The sequence below is a fragment of the Mesorhizobium sp. M0768 genome, from assembly GCF_040320195.1.
In the GTDB taxonomy this organism is placed as follows: Bacteria; Pseudomonadota; Alphaproteobacteria; order Rhizobiales; family Rhizobiaceae; genus Mesorhizobium.
On the sequence record NZ_JAMYPD010000040.1, the window covers coordinates 17,690 to 42,371 of the forward strand.

General features: G+C 63.4%; 21 protein-coding genes, 1 tRNA gene and 1 riboswitch. Of the genes, 12 read left to right on the plus strand and 10 right to left on the minus strand.

All coding sequences use genetic code 11. The features are described from left to right. The first annotated feature begins 8 nt into the window (after positions 1-8). Positions 9-3,497 carry a PAS domain-containing hybrid sensor histidine kinase/response regulator gene (locus tag NKI08_RS30330; RefSeq protein ID WP_352774681.1) on the plus strand — a complete coding sequence of 1,163 codons (3,489 nt, stop codon included), beginning with the start codon at positions 9-11 and terminating at the stop codon, positions 3,495-3,497. 3 nt (positions 3,498-3,500) lie between these two features. Here the strand turns inward: NKI08_RS30330 and NKI08_RS30335 are convergent, their stop codons facing one another. Next, positions 3,501-4,163, minus strand: coding sequence for a response regulator (locus tag NKI08_RS30335; RefSeq protein WP_473556440.1), 663 nt, complete (start codon positions 4,161-4,163; stop codon positions 3,501-3,503). A gap of 118 nt (positions 4,164-4,281) precedes the next feature. Continuing rightward, positions 4,282-4,713 carry a hypothetical protein gene (locus tag NKI08_RS30340; RefSeq protein WP_352448652.1) on the minus strand — a complete coding sequence of 144 codons (432 nt, stop codon included), beginning with the start codon at positions 4,711-4,713 and terminating at the stop codon, positions 4,282-4,284. A 126-nt stretch (positions 4,714-4,839) separates the two neighbouring features. On the opposite strand from NKI08_RS30340, the gene NKI08_RS30345 reads away from it, so the two are divergent. Both NKI08_RS30345 and NKI08_RS30350 read left to right on the plus strand, forming a co-directional pair. Then, positions 4,840-5,190, plus strand: a complete 351-nt coding sequence (locus NKI08_RS30345; RefSeq protein ID WP_023677366.1) for a DUF952 domain-containing protein — start codon at positions 4,840-4,842, stop codon at positions 5,188-5,190. Beyond that, the gene (locus NKI08_RS30350) at positions 5,187-6,263 is read left to right on the plus strand and encodes a quinone-dependent dihydroorotate dehydrogenase (protein WP_352470124.1); all 1,077 of its coding nucleotides are present in this window, start codon (positions 5,187-5,189) and stop codon (positions 6,261-6,263) included. The genes NKI08_RS30345 and NKI08_RS30350 overlap by 4 nt, the downstream gene beginning before the upstream one ends. A gap of 3 nt (positions 6,264-6,266) precedes the next feature. Here the strand turns inward: NKI08_RS30350 and NKI08_RS30355 are convergent, their stop codons facing one another. Further along, the gene (locus NKI08_RS30355; protein ID WP_352774693.1) at positions 6,267-7,691 is read right to left on the minus strand and encodes an MATE family efflux transporter; all 1,425 of its coding nucleotides are present in this window, start codon (positions 7,689-7,691) and stop codon (positions 6,267-6,269) included. 50 nt (positions 7,692-7,741) lie between these two features. Here NKI08_RS30355 and NKI08_RS30360 point away from each other — a divergent pair, with 50 nt between their 5' ends. Further along, a complete protein-coding gene (locus tag NKI08_RS30360; protein WP_352774683.1) occupies positions 7,742-8,644 on the plus strand; it encodes a histone deacetylase family protein in 903 nt (300 codons plus the stop codon). 4 nt (positions 8,645-8,648) lie between these two features. Here NKI08_RS30360 and NKI08_RS30365 read toward each other — a convergent pair whose 3' ends face one another. After that, positions 8,649-8,912 (minus strand): DUF6460 domain-containing protein, encoded by a 264-nt coding sequence (locus tag NKI08_RS30365; protein WP_352774685.1) that lies wholly within the window; start codon positions 8,910-8,912, stop codon positions 8,649-8,651. 131 nt (positions 8,913-9,043) lie between these two features. Between NKI08_RS30365 and NKI08_RS30370 the strand changes: the two genes are divergently transcribed. After that, positions 9,044-9,117, plus strand: a tRNA-Gly gene (locus tag NKI08_RS30370). Positions 9,118-9,429: 312 nt separating this feature from the next. On the opposite strand, the gene NKI08_RS30375 is transcribed toward NKI08_RS30370, so the two are convergent. Beyond that, positions 9,430-10,419, minus strand: coding sequence for a LysR family transcriptional regulator (locus NKI08_RS30375; protein ID WP_352464898.1), 990 nt, complete (start codon positions 10,417-10,419; stop codon positions 9,430-9,432). A gap of 316 nt (positions 10,420-10,735) precedes the next feature. On the opposite strand from NKI08_RS30375, the gene chvE reads away from it, so the two are divergent. The 4 genes from chvE to araD1 all read left to right on the plus strand — a co-directional run bounded on the left by chvE (position 10,736) and on the right by araD1 (position 15,905). Beyond that, positions 10,736-11,800, plus strand: a complete 1,065-nt coding sequence (gene chvE, locus NKI08_RS30380; RefSeq protein ID WP_254816339.1) for a multiple monosaccharide ABC transporter substrate-binding protein — start codon at positions 10,736-10,738, stop codon at positions 11,798-11,800. A 99-nt stretch (positions 11,801-11,899) separates the two neighbouring features. Then, positions 11,900-13,432, plus strand: coding sequence for a multiple monosaccharide ABC transporter ATP-binding protein (mmsA, locus tag NKI08_RS30385; protein ID WP_023677359.1), 1,533 nt, complete (start codon positions 11,900-11,902; stop codon positions 13,430-13,432). Continuing rightward, entirely contained in the window at positions 13,429-14,721 is a 1,293-nt protein-coding gene (gene mmsB, locus NKI08_RS30390; protein WP_352774687.1) for a multiple monosaccharide ABC transporter permease, read from the plus strand. The genes mmsA and mmsB overlap by 4 nt, the downstream gene beginning before the upstream one ends. 191 nt (positions 14,722-14,912) lie before the next feature. Next, the gene (gene araD1 / locus NKI08_RS30395; RefSeq protein WP_352613920.1) at positions 14,913-15,905 is read left to right on the plus strand and encodes an AraD1 family protein; all 993 of its coding nucleotides are present in this window, start codon (positions 14,913-14,915) and stop codon (positions 15,903-15,905) included. A 30-nt stretch (positions 15,906-15,935) separates the two neighbouring features. On the opposite strand, the gene NKI08_RS30400 is transcribed toward araD1, so the two are convergent. After that, positions 15,936-17,030 carry a 2'-deoxycytidine 5'-triphosphate deaminase gene (locus NKI08_RS30400; RefSeq protein WP_352774688.1) on the minus strand — a complete coding sequence of 365 codons (1,095 nt, stop codon included), beginning with the start codon at positions 17,028-17,030 and terminating at the stop codon, positions 15,936-15,938. Positions 17,031-17,165: 135 nt separating this feature from the next. Then, positions 17,166-17,243: riboswitch (SAM riboswitch) on the plus strand. Between the two features lie 70 nt (positions 17,244-17,313). Between NKI08_RS30400 and NKI08_RS30405 the strand changes: the two genes are divergently transcribed. Then, on the plus strand, positions 17,314-18,504 hold the full coding sequence (locus NKI08_RS30405; protein ID WP_352774690.1) for an O-succinylhomoserine sulfhydrylase: 1,191 nt from the start codon (positions 17,314-17,316) through the stop codon (positions 18,502-18,504). A 36-nt stretch (positions 18,505-18,540) separates the two neighbouring features. Here NKI08_RS30405 and NKI08_RS30410 read toward each other — a convergent pair whose 3' ends face one another. Then, a complete protein-coding gene (locus NKI08_RS30410; RefSeq protein ID WP_352774692.1) occupies positions 18,541-19,695 on the minus strand; it encodes a glycosyltransferase in 1,155 nt (384 codons plus the stop codon). A gap of 227 nt (positions 19,696-19,922) precedes the next feature. On the opposite strand from NKI08_RS30410, the gene apaG reads away from it, so the two are divergent. Beyond that, complete coding sequence (apaG, locus tag NKI08_RS30415; protein ID WP_352470114.1) at positions 19,923-20,315, plus strand: Co2+/Mg2+ efflux facilitator ApaG/CorD; 393 nt, start codon at positions 19,923-19,925, stop codon at positions 20,313-20,315. 6 nt (positions 20,316-20,321) lie between these two features. Here the strand turns inward: apaG and NKI08_RS30420 are convergent, their stop codons facing one another. The 3 genes from NKI08_RS30420 to NKI08_RS30430 all read right to left on the minus strand — a co-directional run bounded on the left by NKI08_RS30420 (position 20,322) and on the right by NKI08_RS30430 (position 23,620). After that, entirely contained in the window at positions 20,322-21,332 is a 1,011-nt protein-coding gene (locus NKI08_RS30420; RefSeq protein WP_352501705.1) for an Hsp33 family molecular chaperone, read from the minus strand. A gap of 162 nt (positions 21,333-21,494) precedes the next feature. Next, the gene (gene argF / locus NKI08_RS30425; protein ID WP_352470112.1) at positions 21,495-22,406 is read right to left on the minus strand and encodes an ornithine carbamoyltransferase; all 912 of its coding nucleotides are present in this window, start codon (positions 22,404-22,406) and stop codon (positions 21,495-21,497) included. 14 nt (positions 22,407-22,420) lie between these two features. Beyond that, positions 22,421-23,620, minus strand: coding sequence for an aspartate aminotransferase family protein (locus tag NKI08_RS30430; protein WP_352470110.1), 1,200 nt, complete (start codon positions 23,618-23,620; stop codon positions 22,421-22,423). 355 nt (positions 23,621-23,975) lie between these two features. On the opposite strand from NKI08_RS30430, the gene NKI08_RS30435 reads away from it, so the two are divergent. After that, positions 23,976-24,500 carry a GcrA family cell cycle regulator gene (locus tag NKI08_RS30435; RefSeq protein ID WP_023677348.1) on the plus strand — a complete coding sequence of 175 codons (525 nt, stop codon included), beginning with the start codon at positions 23,976-23,978 and terminating at the stop codon, positions 24,498-24,500. Positions 24,501-24,682 lie beyond the last annotated feature (182 nt).

The window sequence follows — 24,682 nt, forward strand, 5'->3', positions numbered from 1 at the left end:
TTCGAGCCGTGCAGGGCTGGTTCATCGTCATCATCGCGATCGCCTACGTGACGTTGCTGTTCGTCATCGCCAGCCTGGGCGACCGGCGCTCGACTTCATCCGGGCCTGGCCGCGCCCGGCCCTTCATCTATGCGCTCAGTCTCGCCATCTACTGCACCTCCTGGACCTTCTTCGGCTCGGTCGGCCTGTCCTCCGAGCGCGGCCTCGAGTTCCTCGGCATCTATATCGGACCGGTGCTGGTGTTTGTGTTCGGTTTTCCGCTGCTGCAGCGCATCGTCAGGCTGGCCAAAACCGAGAAGATCACCTCGATCGCCGACTTTCTCGGCGCCCGCTACGGCAAGAGTTTTGCTGTCGCGGCGATCGCCACGCTGATCGCGACCATCGGCGCGGTGCCCTATATGGCGCTGCAATTGAAGGCGATCTCGGGCTCGGTCAGCCTGATGGTCGAGCACTATACCGGCTCGCCGCCGTCGTTCGATCCGTTCGTCAGCGACATCTCGCTGGTCGTTGCCATGCTGCTGGCGCTGTTTGCGGTGCTGTTCGGCACGCGCCACGCCGATGCCACCGAGCACCAGGACGGGCTGGTGCTGGCGGTCGCAGTCGAAACCGTGGTCAAGCTCGCCGCCTTCCTGGCAATCGGCCTGATGGTCATGTTCCTGATCTTCGGTGGGCCAGGCGACATGTTCGACCGGCTCGCCGAAAACACGCAGGTGCGCCAGGCGATGGGCTACAACACCTCGCTCGCCACCTGGCTGGTGCTGACATGCCTGAGCGGCTTTGCCATCCTGATGCTGCCGCGCCAGTTCTATGTCACCATCGTCGAGAACCGCAGCGAGGCCGAGCTGCGCACCGCGACATGGGTGTTTCCGCTCTATCTGGTGGCAATCAACCTGTTCGTGCTGCCGATCGCGCTGGCCGGCCTGGAACTGGTCGGCCCCAGGACCAGCAGCGACCTTTACGTGCTGTCGCTGCCGCTGTTCAGCGGCCACGACGTGCTGGCCATGGCCGCCTTCATCGGCGGGCTGTCGGCGGCGACCGCAATGGTGATCGTCGAAAGCGTCGCGCTGTCGATCATGATCTCCAACGACCTGGTCATTCCGCTGTTCGTGAGGCGATTGCTGCGGACCACGACCTCCGAGAACGAGGACTGGTCGACGCTCATCCTCAATGTACGGCGGGCGGCGATCTTCATCATGCTGTTCATCGCCTTTCTCTACTACCGCGAGAGCACCAACAGCGCGCGGCTGTCCTCGATCGGCCTGATGTCGTTCGCCGCAATCGCGCAGTTCGCGCCGGCAATGATCGGCGGCCTGGTCTGGCGCGGCGCCAACGGAAGGGGTGCCGCGCTTGGCATGGTCGCCGGCATCGTCGTCTGGAGCTATACGCTGCTGCTTCCCTCGCTCATCGCGCCCGATACCGGCATCCTGGTCCACGGCCTGTTCGGCTTCGATGCATTGCGGCCGCAGGCTCTTTTCGGCACCGTCGCCGAGCCGCTGAACCATGGCGTGCTGTGGAGCCTGTCGATCAACACGCTCTTTTTTATGTTCGGCTCGCTGTCGCGCGCCTCTGTGCCGCTGGAACGCATCCAGGCGTCGATCTTCGTGCCGCGCGAAGCGAGTCCGCTGCCCAGCCTGCGCCGCTTCCGCACCACCATTACCGTCAACGACCTCAAGGACACGATCGCGCGCTATCTCGGTGTCGAACGGACCGAGCGGTCCTTTCAGTCGTTCGAAAAGAGCAGCGGCACTTCACTGCTCGGCAACGAACAGGCCAGCATGGATGTCATCCGCTTCTCCGAGCAGCTTCTGGCCAGTGCCGTCGGCTCATCCTCGGCGCGGCTGATCCTGTCGCTGCTGCTGCGCCGCAACGACCGCGAATCCAAGGACGCCTTCCGCCTGCTCGACGACGCCACCGAGGCGCTGCAGCACAATCGCGATCTGCTGCAGATCGCACTCGACCAGATGGAACAGGGCATCACTGTCTTCGACCGCGATTTCCGATTGATTTGCTGGAACCGCCAGTACCGGGCGCTGTTCGACCTGCCCGACGAGATGGGCCAGGTCGGCGTCTCACTCGATCGTATCCTGCGCCACCTTGCCGAGCGCGGTGACATACCGGCAGACCAGCGCGTCACCATGCTCAACCGCCTGACCAGCTTCGTCAGCCCATGGCAGATGGAGCTGAAGACAAGCGGGCGCATCCTGGAATTGCGCTCCAATCCGATGCCGGACGGCGGCATCGTCGCCACCTACGCCGACATTTCTGGACGTGTCGAGCAGGATCTGGCGCTTAAGCGCGCCAACGAATCCTTGGAACAGCGGGTGAAGAGCCGCACCGCCGAGCTCACCCGCGTCAACGAGGAGCTGGCGCAGGCGCAGATGCTGGCCGAGGAGGCCAATCTCGGCAAGACCCGCTTCCTCGCTGCCGCAGGCCACGACATCCTGCAGCCGCTGAACGCCGCCCGCCTCTATTGCTCGTCGCTGATCGAGAAGACCGGCAAGGGACCTGCCGGCAAGGCGGCGATGAACATCGAATCGTCGCTGGAATCGGTCGAGACCATCCTCGGCGCGGTGCTCGACATTTCGCGCCTCGATGCCGGCGCGATGAAGCCGGACGATACGAGCTTCGGCCTCGACGGACTGCTGCGCCAGATCGGCAACGACTTCCGGCCGCTTGCCGCCGAAAAGAAGCTCGAACTCTCGATCATGCCGTCGTCGCTCAGCGTCATGACGGACCGCAATCTGCTGCGCCGGCTGATCCAGAACCTGGTTTCCAACGCCATCAAGTATACGCGCCGTGGCCGCATCCTGGTCGGCGCGCGGCGGCGCGGCGAACTGGCCGAGATCCAGGTTATCGACACCGGCATCGGCATTGCCGGCGACCAGCTGAACACCGTGTTTCGCGAATTCACCCGGCTCGACGAGGGCGCACGCGAGGCGGAAGGCCTCGGCCTTGGGCTCTCCATTGTCGACCGCATCGCCCGCGTCCTGCGCCTCGAAATCCGGATCTTCTCCAACCCAGGCAAGGGCACACGCTTTTCCGTGTTGCTGCCGGTGGTGGCCGTGCAGGCACCGCGGCGCGAGGCCGAGGCGAAGCCGCCTGCCCGTGCCGCGGCCTCGCTTGCCGGGCTCCATGTGCTCTGCATCGACAACGACGCCCGCATCCTCGACGGCATGCGGCTGCTGCTCGAGGGCTGGGGCTGCAGCGTCGACACGCTTTCCGGCGCGGAGGATCTCGAGAGGTCCGGCGTGCATCGGCCGGACATCGTGCTTGCCGACTATCATCTCGACAACAGGACCGGCCTCGAATTGATCGCCCAGTTGCGTGCGATCCATGGCGAGGACCTGTCGGCCGTGCTGGTCACCGCCGACCGCTCCAGCGAGGTTCGCGCCGCTGCCGGCAGGCTCGACGTGCCGGTGATCAGCAAACCACTGAAACCGGCGATGCTGCGCTCGATGATGGCCAGGGTCAGGCCGCTGGCGCCGGCGGCCGAATAGGAGTCAGCCGGCCGTCTGCAGCGGGTCGCTGCCGATTTTGGACAAAAGGATGACCGCCTGGGTGCGGCTGTCGACGCCGAGCTTCTGCAGGATAGCCGAGACATGCGCTTTGATCGTTGCTTCGGAGACCCCGAGCTCATAGGCGATCTGCTTGTTGAGCAGTCCCTCAGCCAGCATGCCGAGCACGCGCGTCTGCTGTGGGGTCAGCGCCTGCAGCCGCTTGATCAGGTCGGAAATCTCGGGATCGCGCTCGACACCGAGATCGACCCCGGCGGGTGCCGCGATATCACCTGCGAGCACCGACTGCACCGCATTGCGGATCTCCTCCATGCTGGCCGATTTGGAGATGAAGCCGGAGGCGCCGAGATCGAGCGCGCGCCGGATCGTCACCGGATCGTCATGCGCCGAGACCACCATCATCGGCACCGCCGGATGGATGCCGCGCAGCGAAATCAGGCCGGAAAGACCGCTTGCCCCCGGCATCGAGAGATCGAGCAGCACCAGATCGACATCCTCATTGGCCAGGACCAGCGCCTTGGCGCTTTCGAAATCGCCGGCCTCATGAATGGCGGCAACGTCTCCGATGCCCGCGAGAGCCTCCCTCAATGCACCGCGAAAAAGCGGGTGATCATCGGCAATGACGAATGTGTAGCCCAACGGTGATATCCCTCCCCGAATCCCGTTGGCGATTTTCCGCCTTGCAGGATCTGAACGATCATAACACTACGCCTGCTGTTCGGGTGGGCGGCTTGCTATTCCCGCCCCAGGTCTTTTTGCGAATTGCCTAGGTCTTTTGCGAATTGGGCTTGGCGCTGTCTTCGTCCTTGTCCATGTCCTTGACGATGTCCATGAAGCTGCGCAGGAAGCGCTCCATGTAGCCCATCGTCTTGTTGAAATCCTCCTCGCTGGGCAAAGTCGATTCGAAACGCGCGGCAAGCGAATTTTCGAGCTTGGCGACGCGTTCGTCGAGCGCCTTCACCGAATTTTGCAGCCGGTCGACCTCATCTTGTAGGGCGGCACGTTCGTCGGCCGCCGTCTTGCAGACGAGTTGGCCGGAGCGTTCCTCGCAGAGCGACATGGCGCCGGTTTGCGTATCCATGCGGACATAGCCATTGGCCGATTTCTCCAACCGGTAGCGATCGGCTTCCTCGGAAAAGGCCGACGCCGCGACAAGCGACACCAGTGCTGCGGGGATCAAGACGTGTTTCAGACGCATGTTTTCCTCCATGAGCCAGTCAGCGCAATCTATCACAGTTTGCGCCTGAAATGGGGATGAACCTGAAATGGGGAAGAACACGGGCCTGCCCTTCCCCGCGTGGTCGGTTCGGACTATAGCGCAACGATGTCCGAGATCATCTACAAGATAGTTCCCGAGGCGCTGTGGCGCGAGGCTGAAAGAGAAGGCGGCTTCACCGGCGCGCCGATCGACGTCGCCGACGGCTTCATCCATTTTTCTACCGCCGGGCAGGTTCGGGAAACGGCGGCCAAACATTTCGCCGGCCAAAGCCGGTTGCTGCTGGTCGCCGTCGATAGCGCGCGCCTCGGCGATGCGCTGAAATATGAGGTCTCGCGCGGCGGCGCCCTGTTCCCGCATCTCTATGGCGGGCTCGGCCTCGATGCGGTCGTTTCGGTGCAGGCATTGCCGCTCGGCGCTGACGGCCGGCATGAATTCCCGGCGCTGGAGGCCGAATGAGCGCGTTCGACCGGATCGGCCAGAAACTGCTGTTCACGCTCGATCCGGAAACCGCGCATGGGCTGTCGATTGCCGCGCTGAGATGCGGGCTGCCGGTCGCCGGTCGTCCGCCGCAGGACAACAGGTTAAAGGTCAGCCGTTGCGGGCTCGATTTCCCGAACCCGCTCGGCATGGCCGCGGGTTACGACAAGAATGCCGAAGTGCCGGACGCGCTGCTCGGCCTCGGCTTCGGCTTCGCCGAGGTCGGCACGATCACGCCGCTGCCGCAGACGGGCAATCCGAAGCCGCGCATCTTCCGGCTGCCTTCGGACGGGGCAGTGATCAACCGGCTGGGCTTCAACAATGAAGGCCACGCCGCCGCAGAGAAGCGCCTTGCCGCCCGCAAGGGCCGCCCCGGCATCGTCGGGATCAACATCGGCGCCAACAAGGACAGCGCCGACCGCGTCAGTGATTATGAGCGCGGCGTGATCCGGTTCGCGCGATATGCCAGCTATCTGACGATCAATATCTCCTCGCCGAACACGCCGGGCCTGCGCAACATGCAGGCGCGCGACCAGCTTGGCGAGCTCCTGTCGCGGGTCATGGCCGCGCGTGCGGCGGCACCGGCAAAACCGCCCGTGTTCCTCAAGATCGCGCCGGATCTGGTCGAGGCCGAGCTTGAGGACATCGCCGCCGAGATCAACGACAAGCAAATGGACGGCGTCATCGTCTCCAACACCACGATCGCGCGATCCGGCCTGCGCAGCGCCGGCCTTGCCGGCGAGGCCGGCGGGCTTTCGGGGAAACCCTTGTTCGAGCGCTCGACTATCGTGCTGGCAAGGATGCGAAAACTGCTTGGCCCGGATCCCACTATCATCGGCGTCGGCGGCGTCGATTCCGCCGAGACGGCGCTGGAAAAGATCCGTGCCGGCGCCGATCTCGTGCAGCTCTATACCGGCATGATCTATGCCGGGCCTGCGCTGCCGGGGCGCATTCTTTCCGGCATGGCCCGTTTCGTGGACAGTCAAGGGCTGAAGTCGCTGCGCGAGCTTCGCGACAGCCGCCTCGATCACTGGGCGGCGAAACCGCTTTAGCGATCAGTTAAAGGCTGTGCGCACCCGCAGCCGCAATATGGCGAGCAGGCTGAAGCCGCGTACCAGCAGGAAGACATGCAACGCCGCCCACAAGCCGTGATTGCCGAAGGCCGGCGCCAGAATCAGCAGCGCGGCGCTGAACGACAGGAACGACAACAGCATCATGTTGCGCATGTCGCGCGACCATGTCGCGCCGATGAAAACACCATCCATCTCGAAAGCCAGCACGCCGCTGAGCGCGGTGAACGCCGCCCAGGGCAGGTAGATATCGGCGATGGCGCGGACGTCTGTCGCGGTCGTGATAAGGGCGATCAGATCCGTGCCCTCCAGCAAGAAGAAGAGTGTCGCCGCGCCCGCCAGCCCGAGCCCCCAAAGCAGCGTCAGCCGCACCGCCTGGTCAAACGCCGTGGCGGCACGGGCGCCTATGGCGCGCCCGGCGAGCTGTTCAGCGGCGGTGGCGAAACCGTCGAGGAAATAGCCGGCAACCAGGAAGAGGTTCATCAGCACGGCGTTGGCGGCCAGCGTCAGAGTGCCGAATTGTGCGCCCTGGCGCGTGAACAGCGCGAAGGCGGCGAGCAGCGAAAAGGAGCGGATCATGATATCGCGATTGAGCGACATCATGCGCAGGAATGCCGGCAGATCGAGGACGCGGTGGCGCGGCAGCCTGGGCGCCGCCCAAAAGCGCCGGCCGACAATGGCGAGACCAAGCAGCATGGCGACGAATTCGCCGGTGACCGTTGCCCAGGCAACGCCGGCAACGCCCCAGCCGAGCTCCAGGCCAAGCAGGAAGCAGAGGGCGATGTTGATGCCGTTCAGTATCAACTGCAGCATCAGCCCGAGCCCGCCCTCGCCGCGCCCAAGCACGTAACCGAGGATGGCGTAATTGATCAGCGAGAACGGTGCTGCGAGCATCCTGATGCGGATATAGACGTCCATCGCCGCGCTGACGCGCGGTTCGGCGCCTATGAACCATTGCCCGGCGGTGGAGACCAGCGGCGCAAGCGCGGCAAGCACGACGCCGGCGACGACCGCGATCAGCACGGCGCGCCAGAACACCGCCTGCTCCTCCAGCGCATCGCCGCGCCCGAAGGCCTGGGCGACGAGGCCGGTGGTGCCGGAGCGCAAGAAGTTGAAGGTCGTGAAAACGACGTCGAAGATCAGGGCGCCGGCCGCAAGGCCGCCGAGAAGGGCGGCGTCGCCGAACTGCCCAACCACCGCCGTGTCGACAATTCCGAGCAACGGCGTCGTCAGATAGGCAAGCGTCATCGGCACGGCGATGGCGAGCACCGAGCGGTTGGTGACGACAAAGGCCCTGGCTTCGGTGGCGTGGGCTTCGGTGGGTAAAGCCTGCTCCAAACGCGTGTTGCTTCCCGTTGCGGCTTGATCGGCCAGCCGATGTGCCCCAGTTTGCCGACCTCGCGCAACCATCCACCCCGTTATGGTCAACCGAAATCCGCCTCTGGCGCACCGGCCGCCCCATGCCCTTGCAGATCGTTCATCATCCCGACTATGACGCCGGCTTCGCCGTCAACCACCGCTTCCCGATGAGCAAATATCCGCTGCTGATGGATGCGTTGCGGGCACGCGGCCTGGCACGTCCCGAAGCGCTCAACAAGCCGGAGGCGGCGCGGCCATCATGGCTGAAGCTTGCCCACGCGGCAGACTATGTCGACCAGGTGCTTGCCTGCAAAGTGCCGGTGGCGATCGAGCGCGAGATCGGCTTTCCCGTCGGACCGCGGGTTTCGCTGAGGGCGCAGCTCGCAACGGCCGGCACGGTGCTGGCGGCGCGGCTGGCGTTGCTGAACGGCATCGCCTGCAACACCGCCGGCGGCAGCCATCATGCACGGCGCGCGCAAGGCGCCGGCTTCTGCACCTTCAACGACGTAGCCGTTGCCGCGCTGGTGCTGCTCGCCGAAGCTGCTGTCCAAAACATCCTGGTCGTCGACCTCGACGTGCATCAGGGCGACGGCACGGCGGATATCCTGAACGACGAGCCGCGCGTGTTTACCTTCTCCATGCATGGCGACCGCAACTACCCCGCGCGCAAGATCGCCTCCGATCTCGATGTCGCCCTGCCCGACGGCGCCGGCGATGCAGCCTATCTGGAGCGGCTGGACGCCATCCTGCCGGAGCTGTCGGCGCGAAGGCGCTGGGGCCTCGCCTTCTACAATGCCGGCGTCGATGTCCATGTCGATGACCGGCTCGGCAGGTTGTCGCTCACGGATGACGGGCTGCGCGCCCGCGATGATATGGTGATCCGCCATTTCCGCACGCTTGGCATACCGGTATGCGGCGTTATCGGCGGCGGCTATTCGACGGATGTCGCAGCACTTGCTGCACGGCACGCCATCCTGTTCGAGGTGGCGGCGGGCTACGCCTGAAAATTCACTTCCGGTAGTTAGCGATCCTGAGCAGGATGAAGGCCGGCACGACGATCGCGGCACCGAGCAGGATGTAGCCGAGAAAGCGGTCGATGGCGTGGAAGCCCATATTCCACAGGTCGGTGAAGAATTTGCGGATGCCGTAAAGCACATCCATCGGCGACCAGCCGAAGGCATTCATGACCAGCCCGACGAGGAACGACACCACAAGCAGCTTCAGGATCACCCGGAGCGGCGTGTCGCCGAGAAAGCGGTTCAGTGCGGACAAGCCTGTCTCCACAGTCGGGTGCCGCGATTCGGGCACATGCCTAGAAATACGCAGTTGGTCGTCCGGCATCAAGCCGAGCCCTCAAACCGGATTGCGCATCGGCGCCGGGCCATGATATCGGAGGAACCAGCGCGGGTATGATGTAATGGTAGCTTGTCAGCTTCCCAAGCTGAACGCGCGGGTTCGATTCCCGCTACCCGCTCCAGCTTTTGCCCCGGGTGCATTGCACTTGTTCTGGCCAAGCTGAAAACCAGCGGATTTATAGGCAGTTTTACAGCCCGGCTGGCCGTCTTTCATCTGTTTGGCCGATGTGCCAGTTCGTGGAATATCTCACATTGAGGGTCGGCGGGGCCTCGAATGACCCCAACCGGAAAGTCTACCCTTGGCCCGCTGGCTTCTGCTGGCGGGCTTTTTTGAGCATCAGGCAGTAGTGGCCGACGTGCATCGGCGCCGCTGCTGGCGGGCCTGTCTGGTCGTCTGGCCGGCCGCGGGATGCGCCCGCTACCCGCTCCAACCCTCAGCCCACCTCTCGCAAAATAAAATCGTGCAGCATCTTGGCTGCCGGTGACAGCGCGCGGTTCTTCACCGTGATCAGGCTGTAGGGCCTGACCTCGATGTCGAATTCAGTCTGGACGACATCGATGGCGCCGGCCAGGCCTTCGGGGTTCTGGATGAACTTCGCGACCTGGATCGAAACCGGCGCAATGGCGTCGGATTGCGCGACCATGACCAGAGTCAATAGCAGCGAGCTGGTGTTGAGGATGCGGTCCGGCAGCGCGATGTTGCGGTTCAAAAAGTTGCTTTCCATCGCCTGGCGCAGCGGCGAGCCGCCCGACTGGAAAACCCAGTCATAGGCGGCGGTGTCTTCCAACCGGACCGCCTTGCCCTTGGTCAGCGGGTGGCCGCGGCGCACGATCAGGCAGGCTTTCTCGACGCCGATAACGCGCGCTTCGAACAGCCGCGGATTGAGGTCGTCGGGGATGCGGGCGATGATGAAATCGTGGCGCGAGGCGATCAGCTCGCGCGCCAGGACGTTCGAGGTCTCGACCTGCATGGTGATTTCGATGCGCGGATAAAGGCGCCGGATCTCGCGGATCGCCGGCACCGCCAGCTCGATCGCCGGTGCTGTCACCGCGCCCAGGAATACCGAGCCGCCCTTGCCCGCCTTGAGCTCGAAAATCTCGCGGTCGACCTCACGCATCTCGAGCAGGATCGATCGCGCGCGCCGTGCCAACGCCTTGCCATAGGGTGTCAGCGTGATGCCGCGCGGCAGCCTTTCGCAGAGCTTGACGTCGAGCACGGCCTCCATCTCGGCGATCATGCGCGAGGCCGCCGGCTGCGAGATGTTCATGACCTGGGCCGCGGCGCTCACCCGGCCGTGCTCGTCGAGGGCTGCGATCATGCGCATGTGACGCAGGCTCAAGCCGCTGCGCAGCAAGGTTCCGCCATCACCCGGGATCTCATCGTAACCGGCTGATATTCCGCCAGGATTTCGCAGCGCCGCCATGATTCTTCCCTACTCTTACGCCCGGCGCCCTGGCTGGATCCGGCTGCGTCGTCACTAGCCTAAGCCATATCAGTCTCGATATAGCAACCATCAAAGATCGCATTTGACAGTTATGGCAAAGCGACACACCCTTCGCGCGTCCTGAGGCTTGACGGTCGGTGACGAGGGAAAACTCGTATCGATTGAACCAGAGTCTCGGGGCCGATTGGGAGGATACCGGAGATCGATTGACGGCAGCGGCGCGTTTGGCGCTCCTGCACGATTGCGCGGCCCACGAAACCCAAGGGTACGCGTCCATCAACCAGGGAGAGTTAATGTGAAGATTATCAAGACACTGGCCGCCGTCGCGGCCCTAGGCATCGCGGCCATGACGCTGCCGGCGCAGGCGGGCGAAGGCCTGATCGGCGTGCTGATGCCCACCAAGACCTCGCAGCGCTGGATCAACGACGGCGACGCCGTCAAGTCCCAGCTCGAGGCTCTGGGCTACACTGTCGACCTGCAGTACGCGCAGGACGACATTCCGAACCAGCTCAGCCAGCTGGAAAACGAAATCACCAAGGGCCCGAAGGCGCTGATCATCGCTTCGATCGACGGCACCACGATGGGCGATGCGTTGCAGAAGGCGAATGACGCCGGCGTTGTCGTCGTCGCTTACGACCGCCTGATCAAGAAGACGCCAAATGTCGACTACTACACCACCTTCGACAATTTCGGCGTCGGCGTCATCCAGGCCAAATCGCTGCTCAAGGGTCTCGGTTATCCCGAGAAGAAGGGCCCGTTCAACATCGAGCTGTTCGGCGGTTCGCCGGACGACAACAATGCGTTCTTCTTCTATAACGGCGCCATGTCGGTTCTTCAGCCGCTGATCGATGACAAGACCCTCGTCGTGAAGTCCGGCCAGATGGGCATGGACAAGGTCGGCACGCTGCGCTGGCTGGCGGCAACCGCCCAGGCCCGCATGGACAATCTGCTCTCCGCCAACTACTCGGACGGCAGCCGCGTCGATGGCGTGCTCTCGCCCTATGACGGCCTGTCGCGCGGCATCATCGCATCGCTGCGCGCCGTAGGCTACGGCACCGCCGATCAGCCATGGCCGATCGTCACCGGACAGGACGCCGAGACCGCTTCGGTCAAGGCGATCATCGCCGGCGAACAGTATTCGACCGTGTTCAAGGACACCCGCGAACTCGCCAAGGCGACGGTCGAACTCGTCGACAAGGTGCTCTCGGGCGGCAAGCCGGAAGGCCTCGACACCACGACCTACAACAACGACGTCAAGGTCGTTCCCTCGATCCTGTTGACACCGCACGACGTCGACAAGTCGAACTATCAGGCCCTGGTGGTCGACTCCGGCTACATCAAGGCCGAAGAGCTGAAGTAATCGCGGTTACAAAGTCTGGGGTCCTGCGCAGGCAGGGCCCCTTTTCGTTGGCGAGCCAGCCCGGTATTGTTTGCGGACCTCGCAGGAGTGGTATTCTCAATGGCATCGACGATTTTGGAGATGCGCGACATCACCAAGACGTTTCCCGGCGTCAAGGCGCTGTCGAACGTCAAGCTCATGGTCGAGGAAGGCGAGATCCATGCCGTGGTCGGCGAGAACGGCGCCGGCAAGTCGACGCTGATGAAGGTGCTGTCGGGTGTGTATCCGTCCGGCACCTATGACGGCCAGATCATCTATCGCGGCGATGAGTGCCATTTCAAAGGCATCCATGACAGCGAGCGCAAGGGCATCGTCATCATCCACCAGGAGCTTGCGCTGGTGCCGATGCTGTCGATCGCCGAAAACATCTTTCTCGGCAACGAGCACGCCAGATACGGCGTCATCGACTGGAATGCCAATGAGGCGCGCACCAGCGCCCTGCTCAAGAAGGTCGGCCTCAAGGAAGACCCCAACACGCTGATCACCAATATCGGCGTCGGCAAGCAGCAGCTGGTCGAGATCGCCAAGGCGCTCAGCAAGGAAGTGAAGTTGCTCATTCTCGATGAGCCGACCGCGAGCCTGTCCGAAAAGGACAGCCAGGCGCTGCTCGATCTGCTGCTCGAATTCAAGCGGCAAGGCATCACTTCGATCCTGATCTCGCACAAGCTCAACGAGGTGAACCGGGTCGCCGACAAGGTCACCATCATCCGTGACGGGCGGACTATCGAGACGCTGGCCAAGAAGGACATCTCGGAGGACCGCATCATTACCTCGATGGTCGGCCGTTCGCTCGACGACCGCTATCCGCCGCGCGAGCCGAAGATCGGCGAGACCGTTCTCGAAGTGAAAAACTGGTCGGTCTACCACCCCATCCATGCCGAGCGGCAGGTCATCAAGGGTATCAACCTCAACGCCCGCAAGGGCGAAGTGGTCGGCATTGCCGGGCTCATGGGTGCCGGCCGGACCGAGTTTGCCATGAGCCTGTTCGGCCGGTCCTATGGCCGTCGCATCACGGGCGAGGTGTTCCTCAACGGCAAGCCGATCGACGTCTCTTCGGTGAGCAAGGCGGTGGAACACGGCATCGCCTACGTTACCGAGGACCGCAAGACCTACGGGCTCAACCTGATCGACCACATCAAGCACAACATCACGCTGGCCAACCTGCCCGGCGTGTCGCGCCACGGCGTGATCGACGATTTGCGCGAGCTTTCGGTCGCCAACGATTATCGCGGCAGGACCAATATCCGCGCCTCGAGCGTCTACCAGATGACCGGCAACCTTTCTGGCGGCAATCAGCAGAAGGTGGTGCTCTCGAAATGGCTGTTCGCCAATCCGGAAGTGCTGATCCTCGACGAGCCGACACGCGGTATCGACGTCGGCGCCAAGTATGAAATCTATACGATCATCGCGCGTCTCGCCTCCGAGGGTAAGGCAATCATCGTCATCTCGTCGGAAATGCCCGAACTGCTCGGCATCACCGACCGCATCTACGTCATGAACGAAGGACGCATCGTCGGCGAAATGGCGGCAAGCGACGCCAGCCAGGAAAAGATAATGCGCGCCATCGTCCGCGGAGAAGGAAAAGCATCATGAGCACCGAAAGCGCTCCCGGGCCGCAGACCGGCGTTGCCCAGGATCTACAACAGGGACCTCGCATTGCCGTCTCGGCGCTGGTCACCAACCTGCGCGAATACGGGTTGGTGCTGGCGTTGATCGCAATCATGGTGTTCTTCCAGTTCACCACGTCCGGAACGCTGTTCAAGCCGGTGAACCTCAGCAATCTCGTGCAGCAGAACAGCTTCATCATCGTGATGGCGCTGGGCATGCTTCTGGTGATCGTTTCGGGCCACATCGATCTCAGCGTCGGCTCCGTCGCCGGCTTCATCGGCGCGCTGGCGGCGATGATGATGGTCATCTGGCCGCTTGGCCCATTGAGCAATCCGCTGGTGGTGTCGATCATCTGCCTGATCGTCGGTGGTGCGATCGGCGGGGCACAAGGCTACTGGATTGCCTATCACCGAATACCGAGCTTCATCGTCACGCTGGCGGGCATGCTGATCTTCCGCGGCATCTGCCAGGCGCTGCTGGGTGGCGGGTCTTCCGTAGGGCCGCTTCCCGTCGGCTTCAAGGCGCTCAGTTCCGGCTTCATTCCGGACCTGATCGGCCCATTGACGCTGATACCGCCAACCGTGAACGCCGCCGGCAAAACCATTGTCGGCAGCGGCCTGACGCTGCACCTGACGACGATCGTGATCGGCCTCGTCGCCGTGCTCGCCTATGCCTATTTCGGGCTCAGGGCACGGCGCACCCGCGAGAAGCATGGCTACGAAGCCGAGCCCTTCTCGCTGTTCGTCGTCAAGACCCTGGTGATCAGCGCGCTGGCGCTGTTTCTCGTCTACCAATTCGCCACCTATAGGGGCCTCCCCATCGTTCTCATGGTGATGGGCGTGCTGATCGCCTTGTTCGTCTTCGTTACCAAACGCATGACGATCGGCCGTCGCATCTATGCGATGGGCGGCAATGCCAAGGCAGCCCAGCTATCGGGCATCAAGACCGAACGGCTGACGTTGATGGTGTTCATCAATATGGGCGTGCTGTCGGCACTCGGCGGCCTGATTATCGCAGCGCGCCTGGGGCAGGCTGTGCCGGCGGCCGGCCTCGGCAGCGAGCTCGACGTCATCGCCGCGGTGTTCATCGGTGGCGCTTCGGCGATGGGCGGCGTCGGCCAGGTGATCGGCGCGGTGGTCGGCGGCTTCATCATGGGCGTCATGAACAACGGCATGTCGATCATGGGCGTCAATGTCGATTGGCAGCAGGTGGTCAAAGGCCTGGTGCTGCTCGGCGCCGTCGTCTTCGACGTCTACAACAAGAACAAGGCTTGAGAGGCAACCAGGAGGCATACGGGTCACATCGCGACGCTGCCGGGCGGCGCAAAGAAGTCCCCCCGAGGGACCTGATCCGCGAGCGCAATCCGGACGAAGAATTTCAACCGAGGCGCGGACAGGGTCCGGGCCGCGCAGGGTAGGGTTTGCCGAGAAAGGGCAGGCCAGCCCACAATTCAGAGAGGGTTACCATGCTGATCTCACAAATCCTCGACGACGCCGAGACGATCCGCGTCGTTGCCCGCAACGGCGGCAAGACCCGCGTCATCAACGGCGCCCGCAGCGTCTATTCGCTGGCGATGGAAGCCGCGCGTACCGGCAGCGGGCTTGTCGCCCTGATCGAGCGCAAGGGCTTCGGCGAAACCGTCGATCTCGACGCAGCCTATAAGAAGGGCCGGCTGCTGTCGCCGATCAACCATCCCGATCCGGCGCATCTCCATCTCACCGGCACTGGGCTGACGCATCTAGGCTCCGCCGCGACCCGCGATTCCATGCACAAGAAGCTCAGCACGGACGGCGAGGAACAGCTGACCGATTCAATGAAGATGTTCCGCATGGGGCTTGAGGGCGGCAAGCCGGCGAAGGGCCAGATCGGCGTGCAGCCGGAATGGTTCTACAAGGGCAACGGCACCATGGCGGTGGCGCCCGGGGCGGCGCTTATGTCGCCGGCCTTCGCCCAGGATGCCGGCGAGGAGCCGGAAATCGCCGGTATCTATGTGATCGGCGACGACGGCGCCCCGTTCCGTGTCGGCTTCACGCTGTCTAACGAGTTTTCCGACCATGTCACCGAGCGTGTGAACTATCTCTTCCTTGCCCATTCCAAGCTGCGCAATGCTTCGTTCGGGCCGGAGATCCTGATCGGCGATCTGCCGTCCGATATCCGCGGCACTTCGCGCATCCTGCGCGACGGCAAGCTGCTTTGGGAAAAGCCGTTCCTGTCGGGCGAGGCGAACATGTCGCACACCATTGGCAATCTCGAGCATCACCACTTCAAATACTCAGCCTTCCGCCAGCCGGGCGACGTGCATGTGCACATGTTCGGCACGGCGACGCTGTCCTTTGCCGACGGCGTCAGGACCGAGGCCGGTGACGTATTCGAAATCGAGGCGCAGGATTTCGGCCTGCCACTGCGCAACCCGCTTGAAATCGAGCAGCCGGTGAAGGTCGCGGTGAAGGCACTTTGAGCCGGGCGTAGCCCGGAAGTGAGAGGAAGGTCAGCGCGCGGCGCGGAAATGCTTGGACAGTTTCAGGCCCTGTGCCTGATAGTTCGAGCCGAGATCAGTGCCGTAGAGCGCCCGCGGCCGTTTCAGCATGTGCTCATAGACCAACCGTCCGACGATCTGGCCGTGGTCGAGGATGAACGGCACTTCGTGGCTGCGTACCTCGAGCACCGCCCGGCTGCCGGTGCCGCCCGACGCCGAATGGCCGAAACCCGGGTCGAAGAAACCGGCATAATGGACGCGGAACTCGCCGACCAGCGGATCGAAGGGCGTCATTTCGGCGGCGTAGAGCGGCGGCACATGCACCGCCTCGCGCGACACCAGAATATAGAATTCGTCCGGATCGAGCACCAGCTCGCCGGCACCGCTCTTGTAGAGCGGCTCCCAGAAATCGACGACATCCTGCGCGGCGCGCTTATCGACGTCGACCAGGCCGGTGTGGTGCTTGCCGCGATAGCCGACCAGCCCGTCCTTGTCGCCGTCGAGGTCGATCGATAGCGCGATGCCCCCGCCTGAGATGTTGGGTGGTTCGGTGGCGACCAACATTTCGGCGCGGTGCAACTCGTGCAGCTCGTTTTCCGACAAGAGCGCATTGCCGGTGCGGAACCTGATCTGCGACAGCCGCGAGCCGGTCCGCACGACGATCGGGAAAGTGCGCGGGCTGACCTCCAGGTAGAGCGGGCCTTCATAGCCGGCGGCGATCTTGTCGAACTCGTGGCCGCGGTCGGTCATTACCCGAGTGAAGATATCGAGCCGTCCGGTCGAGCTTTTCGGGTTGGCGGAGGCGGAAATATGGGCGGGCAGCGCCAGGCTTTCGAGCAGCGGCACGATGTAGACGCAGCCGGTTTCCAGCACAGCACCTTCGGCGAGGTTGATCTCGTGCAGCTTCAGCCGGTCGAGCTTGTCGGCAACCCTGTGGTCCGGGCCGGGCAAGAAGGAAGCACGCACCCGCCAGGCCTTGTCGCCGAGCCTGAGGTCAAGGCTGGCCGGCTGGATCTGATCGGCATCGAGCGTGCGCGGCGATTTCAGCGCGCCCATCTGGAACAGCGCGGAAATATCCTGATCGGGAAGAATGCCTGTCTGCCGCAAGGGTCTGGCTCCGTTCGAACGCCGGGCGAGGTCTTGTTCTGTCGCAGGTCCGACCGTGGACGCGTTTGGCACCTGCTTGGTACAACCCTCTTAATCATGCCGGCAATTGACGCAAGCGTGGCGCGGGTCTAAAGCTCGTTATCCCGTGGTGATTTGGCCGGTCGGCTTGCAGCCACGTTAAACAAGTCGCTAAAGGACCGTCGGGCCGCAAGGCCATATGGACCGGTTGCGACTTTCGCGACCGGTTTTTTGTTGTTTGGACCAATTTTGGTGTTTGGATGGAATGATGACCAAGAAGCGCGACTGGAAGCCTCAGACCGCACTCGTGCATGCCGGAACGCTGCGTTCCGGCTTCGGCGAGACCTCCGAGGCGATGTATCTCACCCAAGGCTATGTCTACGAGACGGCGCAAGCGGCGGAGGCCCGCTTCAAGGGCGAGGAGCCGGGCTTCATCTATTCGCGCTATGCCAATCCGACGGTCGACATGTTTGAAAAACGCATGCGCGCGCTGGAAGGAGCCGAAGACGCGCGCGCCACGGCATCCGGCATGGCGGCGGTGACGGCAGCACTGCTGTGCAGCGCCAAGGCGGGCGACCATATCGTAGCGGCGCGCGCGCTGTTCGGCTCCTGCCGCTGGGTGGTCGAGACGCTGGCGCCGAAATACGGCATTGAGGCAACGCTGGTCGACGGCACCGACATCGCCAATTGGGAAAAGGCGGTCAAGCCGAACACCAAACTGTTCTTCCTGGAAAGCCCGACCAATCCTACGCTGGAAGTGATCGACATTGCCGCCGTCGCGGCACTTGCCAATTCGATCGGCGCCAGGCTGATCGTCGATAATGTCTTCGCCACGCCCTTGCAGCAGAAACCCCTGCAGCTCGGCGCCCACATCGTCGTCTATTCGGCCACGAAGCATATTGACGGCCAGGGGCGCTGTCTTGGCGGCATCGTTCTGTCGGACAAGAAATGGATCGACGAGAACCTGCATGACTATTTCCGCCACACCGGCCCAAGCCTCTCGCCCTTCAATGCCTGGACGCTGCTGAAAGGCCTTGAGACGCTGCCGCTACGCGTACGCCAGCAGACGGAAAGTGCCGGCCGCATCGCGGATTTCCTGGCCGGGCGCCCGCAAATCGCCCGTGTCATCTATCCTGGCCGTGCCGACCACCCGCAAGCGGCCGTGGTCAAGAAGCAGATGTCGGGTGGCTCGACGCTGATCTGCCTCGATGTGAAGGGCGGCAAGCAGGCGGCCTTTGCCTTCCAGAACGCACTCGACGTCGTGCTCATTTCCAACAATCTCGGCGACGCCAAGAGCCTGATCACCCATCCGGCGACGACGACGCACAAGAACTTGACCGATGAGGCCCGCGCCGAGCTCGGCATCGGACCGGGAACACTCAGGCTGTCAGTTGGCCTTGAGGACGCCGACGACCTGCTCGAAGACATCGAGCAGGCACTGAGAGTTGCCGGATAAGGGATGGCCGAACAGAGGCGAGCGGGGACGCGCCGATCAGGCGCCGGACGGGGTCTCTTCCAGCTCCGCGACGGTCTTTGTCTGGATAGTCATCACGTTGCCGCGCCAGTCGACGGCGCCGCTCAGCCATCCGCGCGCCCAAATGGCGGGAAGCATCAGGTCTCGCGCCATCATCGCCGGGATCGTGCGCGGCGACAGCTGCCATCCCTTGGCCGAGGCCAAGGCGCATTCCGGCAGGTAGGCCGCGACCAGCACGGCGATGGCGGTTGCCGGCAGGCTGACGCCGGCGTCAGCCGCCGCGATCAGCGCAAGCACCAGCGGCGGCGCCGCGCCGATCAGGATCTCGGGGGCGAAGAACAGCGCGAAGGTGACGCGACGCAGCCGCGCCCAGCGCGCCTGCCGCGACCAGATCTCGCCAAGCGTGCGCCGGCCGAGCGGCTGTTCGAAGGGCGAGGCGACAAGATTGACCCGCAGTCCGAGCCCGTTGACCAGCTTGGTCGCGGCGGCGTCCTCGGCGATCTCGGCGGCAAGCGCGCGGATGCCGCCATTGGCGTCGAGCATCGGCTTGTTCCACAACATGCTCTTGCCCTGCGCGAAGCCGAGGCCGAGCGCCTCTCCAGCGTACTGCCAGCGTGCCTGCAGCGTGTTGAGAAAGGCGCATTCGACCTCCCCCCAGAAACTGTCCGGCCGTGAGCCGATCGGCGTCGAGCAGACGAGGCCAGTGCCATGCCGCCATGCCGCCATCAGCTGCTGGACGTAGTCGCTCGGCATAAGCACATTGGAATCGGCAAGGATGACCCAGCGATAATGCGCCGCTTCCCAACCCTTCACGCAATTGTTGAGTTTTGGATTGCCGCTGATGCGGTCGTCACCGACTAGAAGGCGGGCGCGAATAGCTGGAAAGCGCGCCATTGCGGCGGTGATCGGCTTGACCACCGGGTCGTCGGCATGGGCAACGCAGAAGATGAGTTCGTAGCGCGGCCAGTCGAGTGAGAAGGCGCGCTCCAGCGTCTCTTCGGCAAACGGCTCGATGCCGCGCGCCGGGATGACGATCGATACCGGCGGCGCGTTGGCCGCGGGCGGTGCGATCCTGGCTGGTCGCTTCAGCTTCAGCGAAGCTAACAGGATGCTGGCGAGATTTGAAAGAAGGAGGGCTATGGAAAGGAGGGCGGCTGCGAATGTCGGTTCCATCGAGATCTGGTCACTCCAGAAGTGCCGGCCGCATGACGGCCGTTTTCAACAATTCGACAGAACGCTGAGTCGCCCGGCACAAGCCTGCACACCATCATTGTCATGTGTCACTTAAATGACATTGTTTTTCGGCACCTGCGCTCGAGTCGGGCAAGGAGATGACGCGCATCGTTGATCAAACTGCGCTGAGCGTCGAAAGTTCCATCTACATTGCTTTGGAGCAGTTTATGTACAGTGCCGTCACCCGCAACATCGAAGTGCAGGTCAGGCCGTTCTATCTGGAGGATCACTCCGACCCGCCGCAAAACCGCTATGTCTGGGGATATCAGGTGACCATCGACAATCAGTCGGATGAGTTCGTGCAGCTTCTGTCGCGCTACTGGCACATTACCGACGGCACCGGCAAGGTCGAGGAAGTGCGCGGCCCCGGGGTCGTCGGCGAGCAACCCGGACTCAACCCCGGCGACAGCTATCAGTATACGTCTGGATGCCCGCTCTCGACGCCATCCGGCATCATGGTCGGGCACTACACCATGCGCAACAGGCGGGGCGAGACGTTCGACGTCGCCATCCCCGCCTTCTCGCTCGACTTGCCGGGAATGCGGCGCACCGTCAATTGACGGCCGTCATCCGGCCGCTGCAAACTCCGCCGGGTCGAAGTCATATTGCTTCGAGCAGAATTCGCAGGCGACGTGAATGCTGCCATCCTCGGTGCTGTCCCTGATCTCCTCGGCGGAAAAGCCTTCAAGGATGCCGTGGATCTTCTCCCTTGAGCATGAGCACTGGTCGGCGACCGGCACCCCGCCGAACACGCGGACGCCATGCTCGTGGAAAAGCCGGTAAAGCAGCCGTTCGGCACCGATCGTCGGATCGATCAGCTCGGTCGGTTCAATAGTACCAAGCAGCGCCAGCAGCTCCTGCCAGGAATTGTCGGTCGGGTCGTGGATTTCCTCACGCGGATCGCCGTCGCCACCTGGAAGGTCGGGTACGCGCATGCGCTCCGCCGACTGCGGCAGGAATTGTGCCAGCAGGCCACCGGCCCGCCATTGTTCGCGGGCACCGCCGACGCCGGGCGTCAGAAGCTTGGCAACCGAAAGCCGGAGGTCGGTCGGAATCTGCTCCGACTGGCGGAAATAAGTGCGTGCGGCATCTTCCAGTGTGACGCCGTCGAGCTGGACGATGCCCTGGTAGCGTTGCGTGTGGGCGCCCTGGTCGATGGTCAGCGCCAGGACGCCGCTGCCGAGCAGCGTCTGCGGTGACGTCTCGCCGGCAGAAGTCAAAGCCTGCAGCCGGTCGGCATCGAAGCGGGCATAAGCGCGCAGCGCGTGCGGCGTGGAGAAATCCGCGACCAGCATGTCGACCGGCCCGTCGGTGCGGGTCTGCAGAATGAACTTGCCCTCGAACTTCAGCGAAGTTCCGAGCAATACCGTCAACACACAGGCTTCAGCCAGGAGCCGGGCGACCGGCTCGGGATAGTCGTGGCGGCTGAGAATAGCATCGAGCATCGGCCCGAGCTGGACGGTGCGACCGCGCACGTCGAGCGGGCCGACCTCGAACGGCACGACATGGTCGTCGCCGGCGTAGCCGAATTCGCCGAGCTTGGGTTTATGTTCAGCCAATTGATGAGTTTCCAACATGACAAAGCTCCGGGGCGCGGCGATGCCGCCCTCCGGGGCGCATGCGACGAGACGCGCTCGATTTGCGTGATGCGCCTGAGATAGGCACCACCAACTCCCGGATCAAGGCGGCCCAGATCAAGGCGGCGCAGATCAGGCCGGCCCGGATCACCGCGGCTCGTATCAAGCGCCCAGGCACCAGGCCAGGACCGCCTTCTGGGCATGGAGCCGGTTCTCGGCCTCATCGAACACCACCGAATGCGGTCCGTCGATGACCTCGTCGGTAACCTCCTCACCGCGATGCGCCGGCAGACAGTGCATGAACAGCGCATCCGGCTTGGCTTTCGCCATCAGTGCCGCATTGACCTGATAGGGCAGGAAGACATTGTGGCCGCGGGCACGGTGCTCCTGGCCCATCGACACCCAGCAGTCGGTGACGATGCAGTCGGCCTCGTGAACGGCCTCCTCGGGCGAACGGGTGAATTTCAGCTTGCCGCCATTGGCTTTCGACCAGTCGACATGCTTCTGGGCCGGTTCGCTGCCCTCGGGCACGGCGACATTCAGCTTGAAATGGAACCGCGCGGATGCCTCCAGCAGCGAATGCAGCACGTTGTTGCCGTCGCCGGTCCAGGCGATCGTTTTACCGGCCACCGGACCGCGGTGCTCTTCGAAGGTCATGATGTCGGCCATCAGCTGGCAGGGATGGGTCTCGTCGGTCAGCCCGTTAATGACGGGGACCGTAGCGTTTTCCATCAGTTCCAGCAGCCGGTCATGCGAGGTGGTGCGGATCATGATGGCATCGACGTAGCGCGACAGCACCTTGGCCGTGTCGGCAATGGTCTCCGAGCGGCCAAGCTGCATCTCGGTGCCGGTCAGCATGATCGTCTCGCCACCCAACTGCCGCATACCGACGTCGAACGACACGCGCGTGCGCGTCGACGGCTTGTCGAAGATCATCGCCAGCACCTTGCCTTCGAGCGGCTTGCTGCGTTCGCCGGCCTTGAGCCTTGCCTTTCGCACCGCTGCGTCGTCGAGCATGAAGCGCAGATCGCCTTCGGAAACGGCGGAAAGATCGGTGAAATGGCGAAGGGACATCAGGAATTCCAGGATTACTTCGCAGCGGCAGCGACGATGGCATCTGCCAGGCTCTTGGCGCCGGCACGAATGCGCTCGAGCGCTTCGTGGATCTCGGCGTCGGTGACGGTGAGAGGCGGCAGCAGGCGGATAACGTTGTCGCCGGCCGGAACCGTCAAGAGATGCTGGTCACGCAGTGCCACCGTGACCTTGGTGTTGGGCATCGCGCATTTAAGCCCGAGCATCAGGCCGGTGCCCCTGATGCTTTCGATAACATCCGGAAATTCGTCGGCGACGCCAGCGAGCCCCTGCTTCAACAGCAGTGCCTTGCGCTGGACGTCTTCGAGAAAGCCGTCTTCCAGTACCACGTCGAGCACGGCGTTGCCGACCGCCATTGCCAGCGGATTGCCGCCGAAGGTGGTGCCGTGCACGCCGGCGGTCATGCCGACCGCTGCCTCGTCGGTGGCGAGGCAGGCACCCATCGGGAAGCCGCCGCCGATGCCTTTGGCCACCGCCATGAGGTCGGGGGTGACACCCGCCCACTCATGCGCGAACAGCTTTCCGGTGCGGCCGACGCCGCATTGGACCTCGTCGAAAATCAGGAGCAGTCCGTGCTGATCGCAGAGCTGCCTGAGCCGCTTCAGCGATTGCGTCGGCACTTGCCTGATGCCGCCCTCGCCTTGCACCGGCTCGATCAGGATCGCCGCGGTTTCAGGCGTGATCGCCTTCTCGGTGGCATCCACATCGTCGAAACCGACCTGGTCGAAGCCGTCGACCTTGGGGCCGAAACCTTCCAGATACTTGTACTGGCCGCCGGCGGCGATGGTCGCCAGGGTGCGGCCGTGGAAGGCGCCTTCGAAGGTGATTGTGCGGTAGCGCTCGGGATGGCCCTTGACGAAGTGGTAGCGCCGCGCCGTCTTGATGGCGCATTCGAGCGCCTCTGCGCCGGAATTGGTGAAGAACACCTTGTCGGCAAAGCTTGCGTCGGCCAGCCGCTCGCCGAGCCGGCTCTGTCCCGGAATCTCGTACAGATTAGAGACGTGCCAGAGCTTGGCGGCCTGCTCGGTGAGGGCCGCGACCAGATGCGGATGGCTGTAGCCCAACGAATTCACGGCGATGCCGCCGGCGAAATCGAGATATCGCTCGCCCTTGTCGGTGACCAGCCAGGTGCCTTCACCGTGGTCGAAAGCCAGGGGTGCGCGAACAAAGGTCTCGAAAAGCGCCGAACCGCTCATTATATGCGTCTCCGGAACCGGAAAAATCAAAAAGCCGCCAAAGCGGCGGCCCTTGTGGCTTATCGTGTTTTTCGGCCGTGAAGTCAACGAAAAGGTCGCGCAAGGTCGCGCGGCAAGCCCCCCAGCATAACGCCGGCTCCTAAGCGACCGGGCAAGTTGGGGAAAACCGAAAAAACCGATTCGTGTTGGCCTTGGGACTCTTGTCACCGAGTCAGCGCATAAGGTAATTGTAGCAGAGAAATAACTAGATTTCGTGCGGCGGACCTAATCACCCGATATATGTGGTGTCTGCCCGGCAGAAGCCGGGTCGGGAATGGATTCCGATTGCCGCACGTTTCAGCAGGAGCGCGGTCTCATGAACTGGACTGACGAGCGAGTCGAACTTCTCAGAAAATTGTGGTCGGAGGGCCTCAGCGCCAGCCAGATCGCCGCACAGCTTGGCGGGGTCAGCCGCAATGCGGTCATCGGCAAAGTGCACCGGCTGAAACTGTCCGGTCGCGGACGCACGACCGCCTCACCGGCACGCCAGAAGAAGACGGTGCAGGGATCGACGATCCAGAAATCGGTGTCCCGGGCAGCAAGCGCCACGCGCCATGCCACCACCTCGATGTCGATCGGTGCGACCGCGCTCAAGGCGCAGTTCGATGCCGAACCGGTGGCGCGCCACTATATCCGCCCGGTCGAGAACGTCGTCGTGCCGATCTCGCGGCATCTGCAACTTGTCGAACTCAACGAGCGCACTTGCAAATGGCCGAACGGCGATCCGCTTTCGGAAGACTTCCATTTCTGCGGCAACGACGCCGCCGAAACCGGCCCCTACTGCAAGTACCACGCCCGCGTGGCGTTCCAGCCGGCATCGGAGCGGCGGCGGAGCAGATAGTTAGGGGAATAGGGGAGTAAGGCAGTACGGCAGTAGGTGAATTGTAGAGAAGCGCGCTCCCGAAGCGATAGCCTACTGCCCTACTGCCCTACTGCCCTACTGCCCTACTGCCCTACTGCCCTACTGCCCTACTGCCCTACTGCCCTACTGCCCTACTGCCCTACTGCCCTACTGCCCTACTG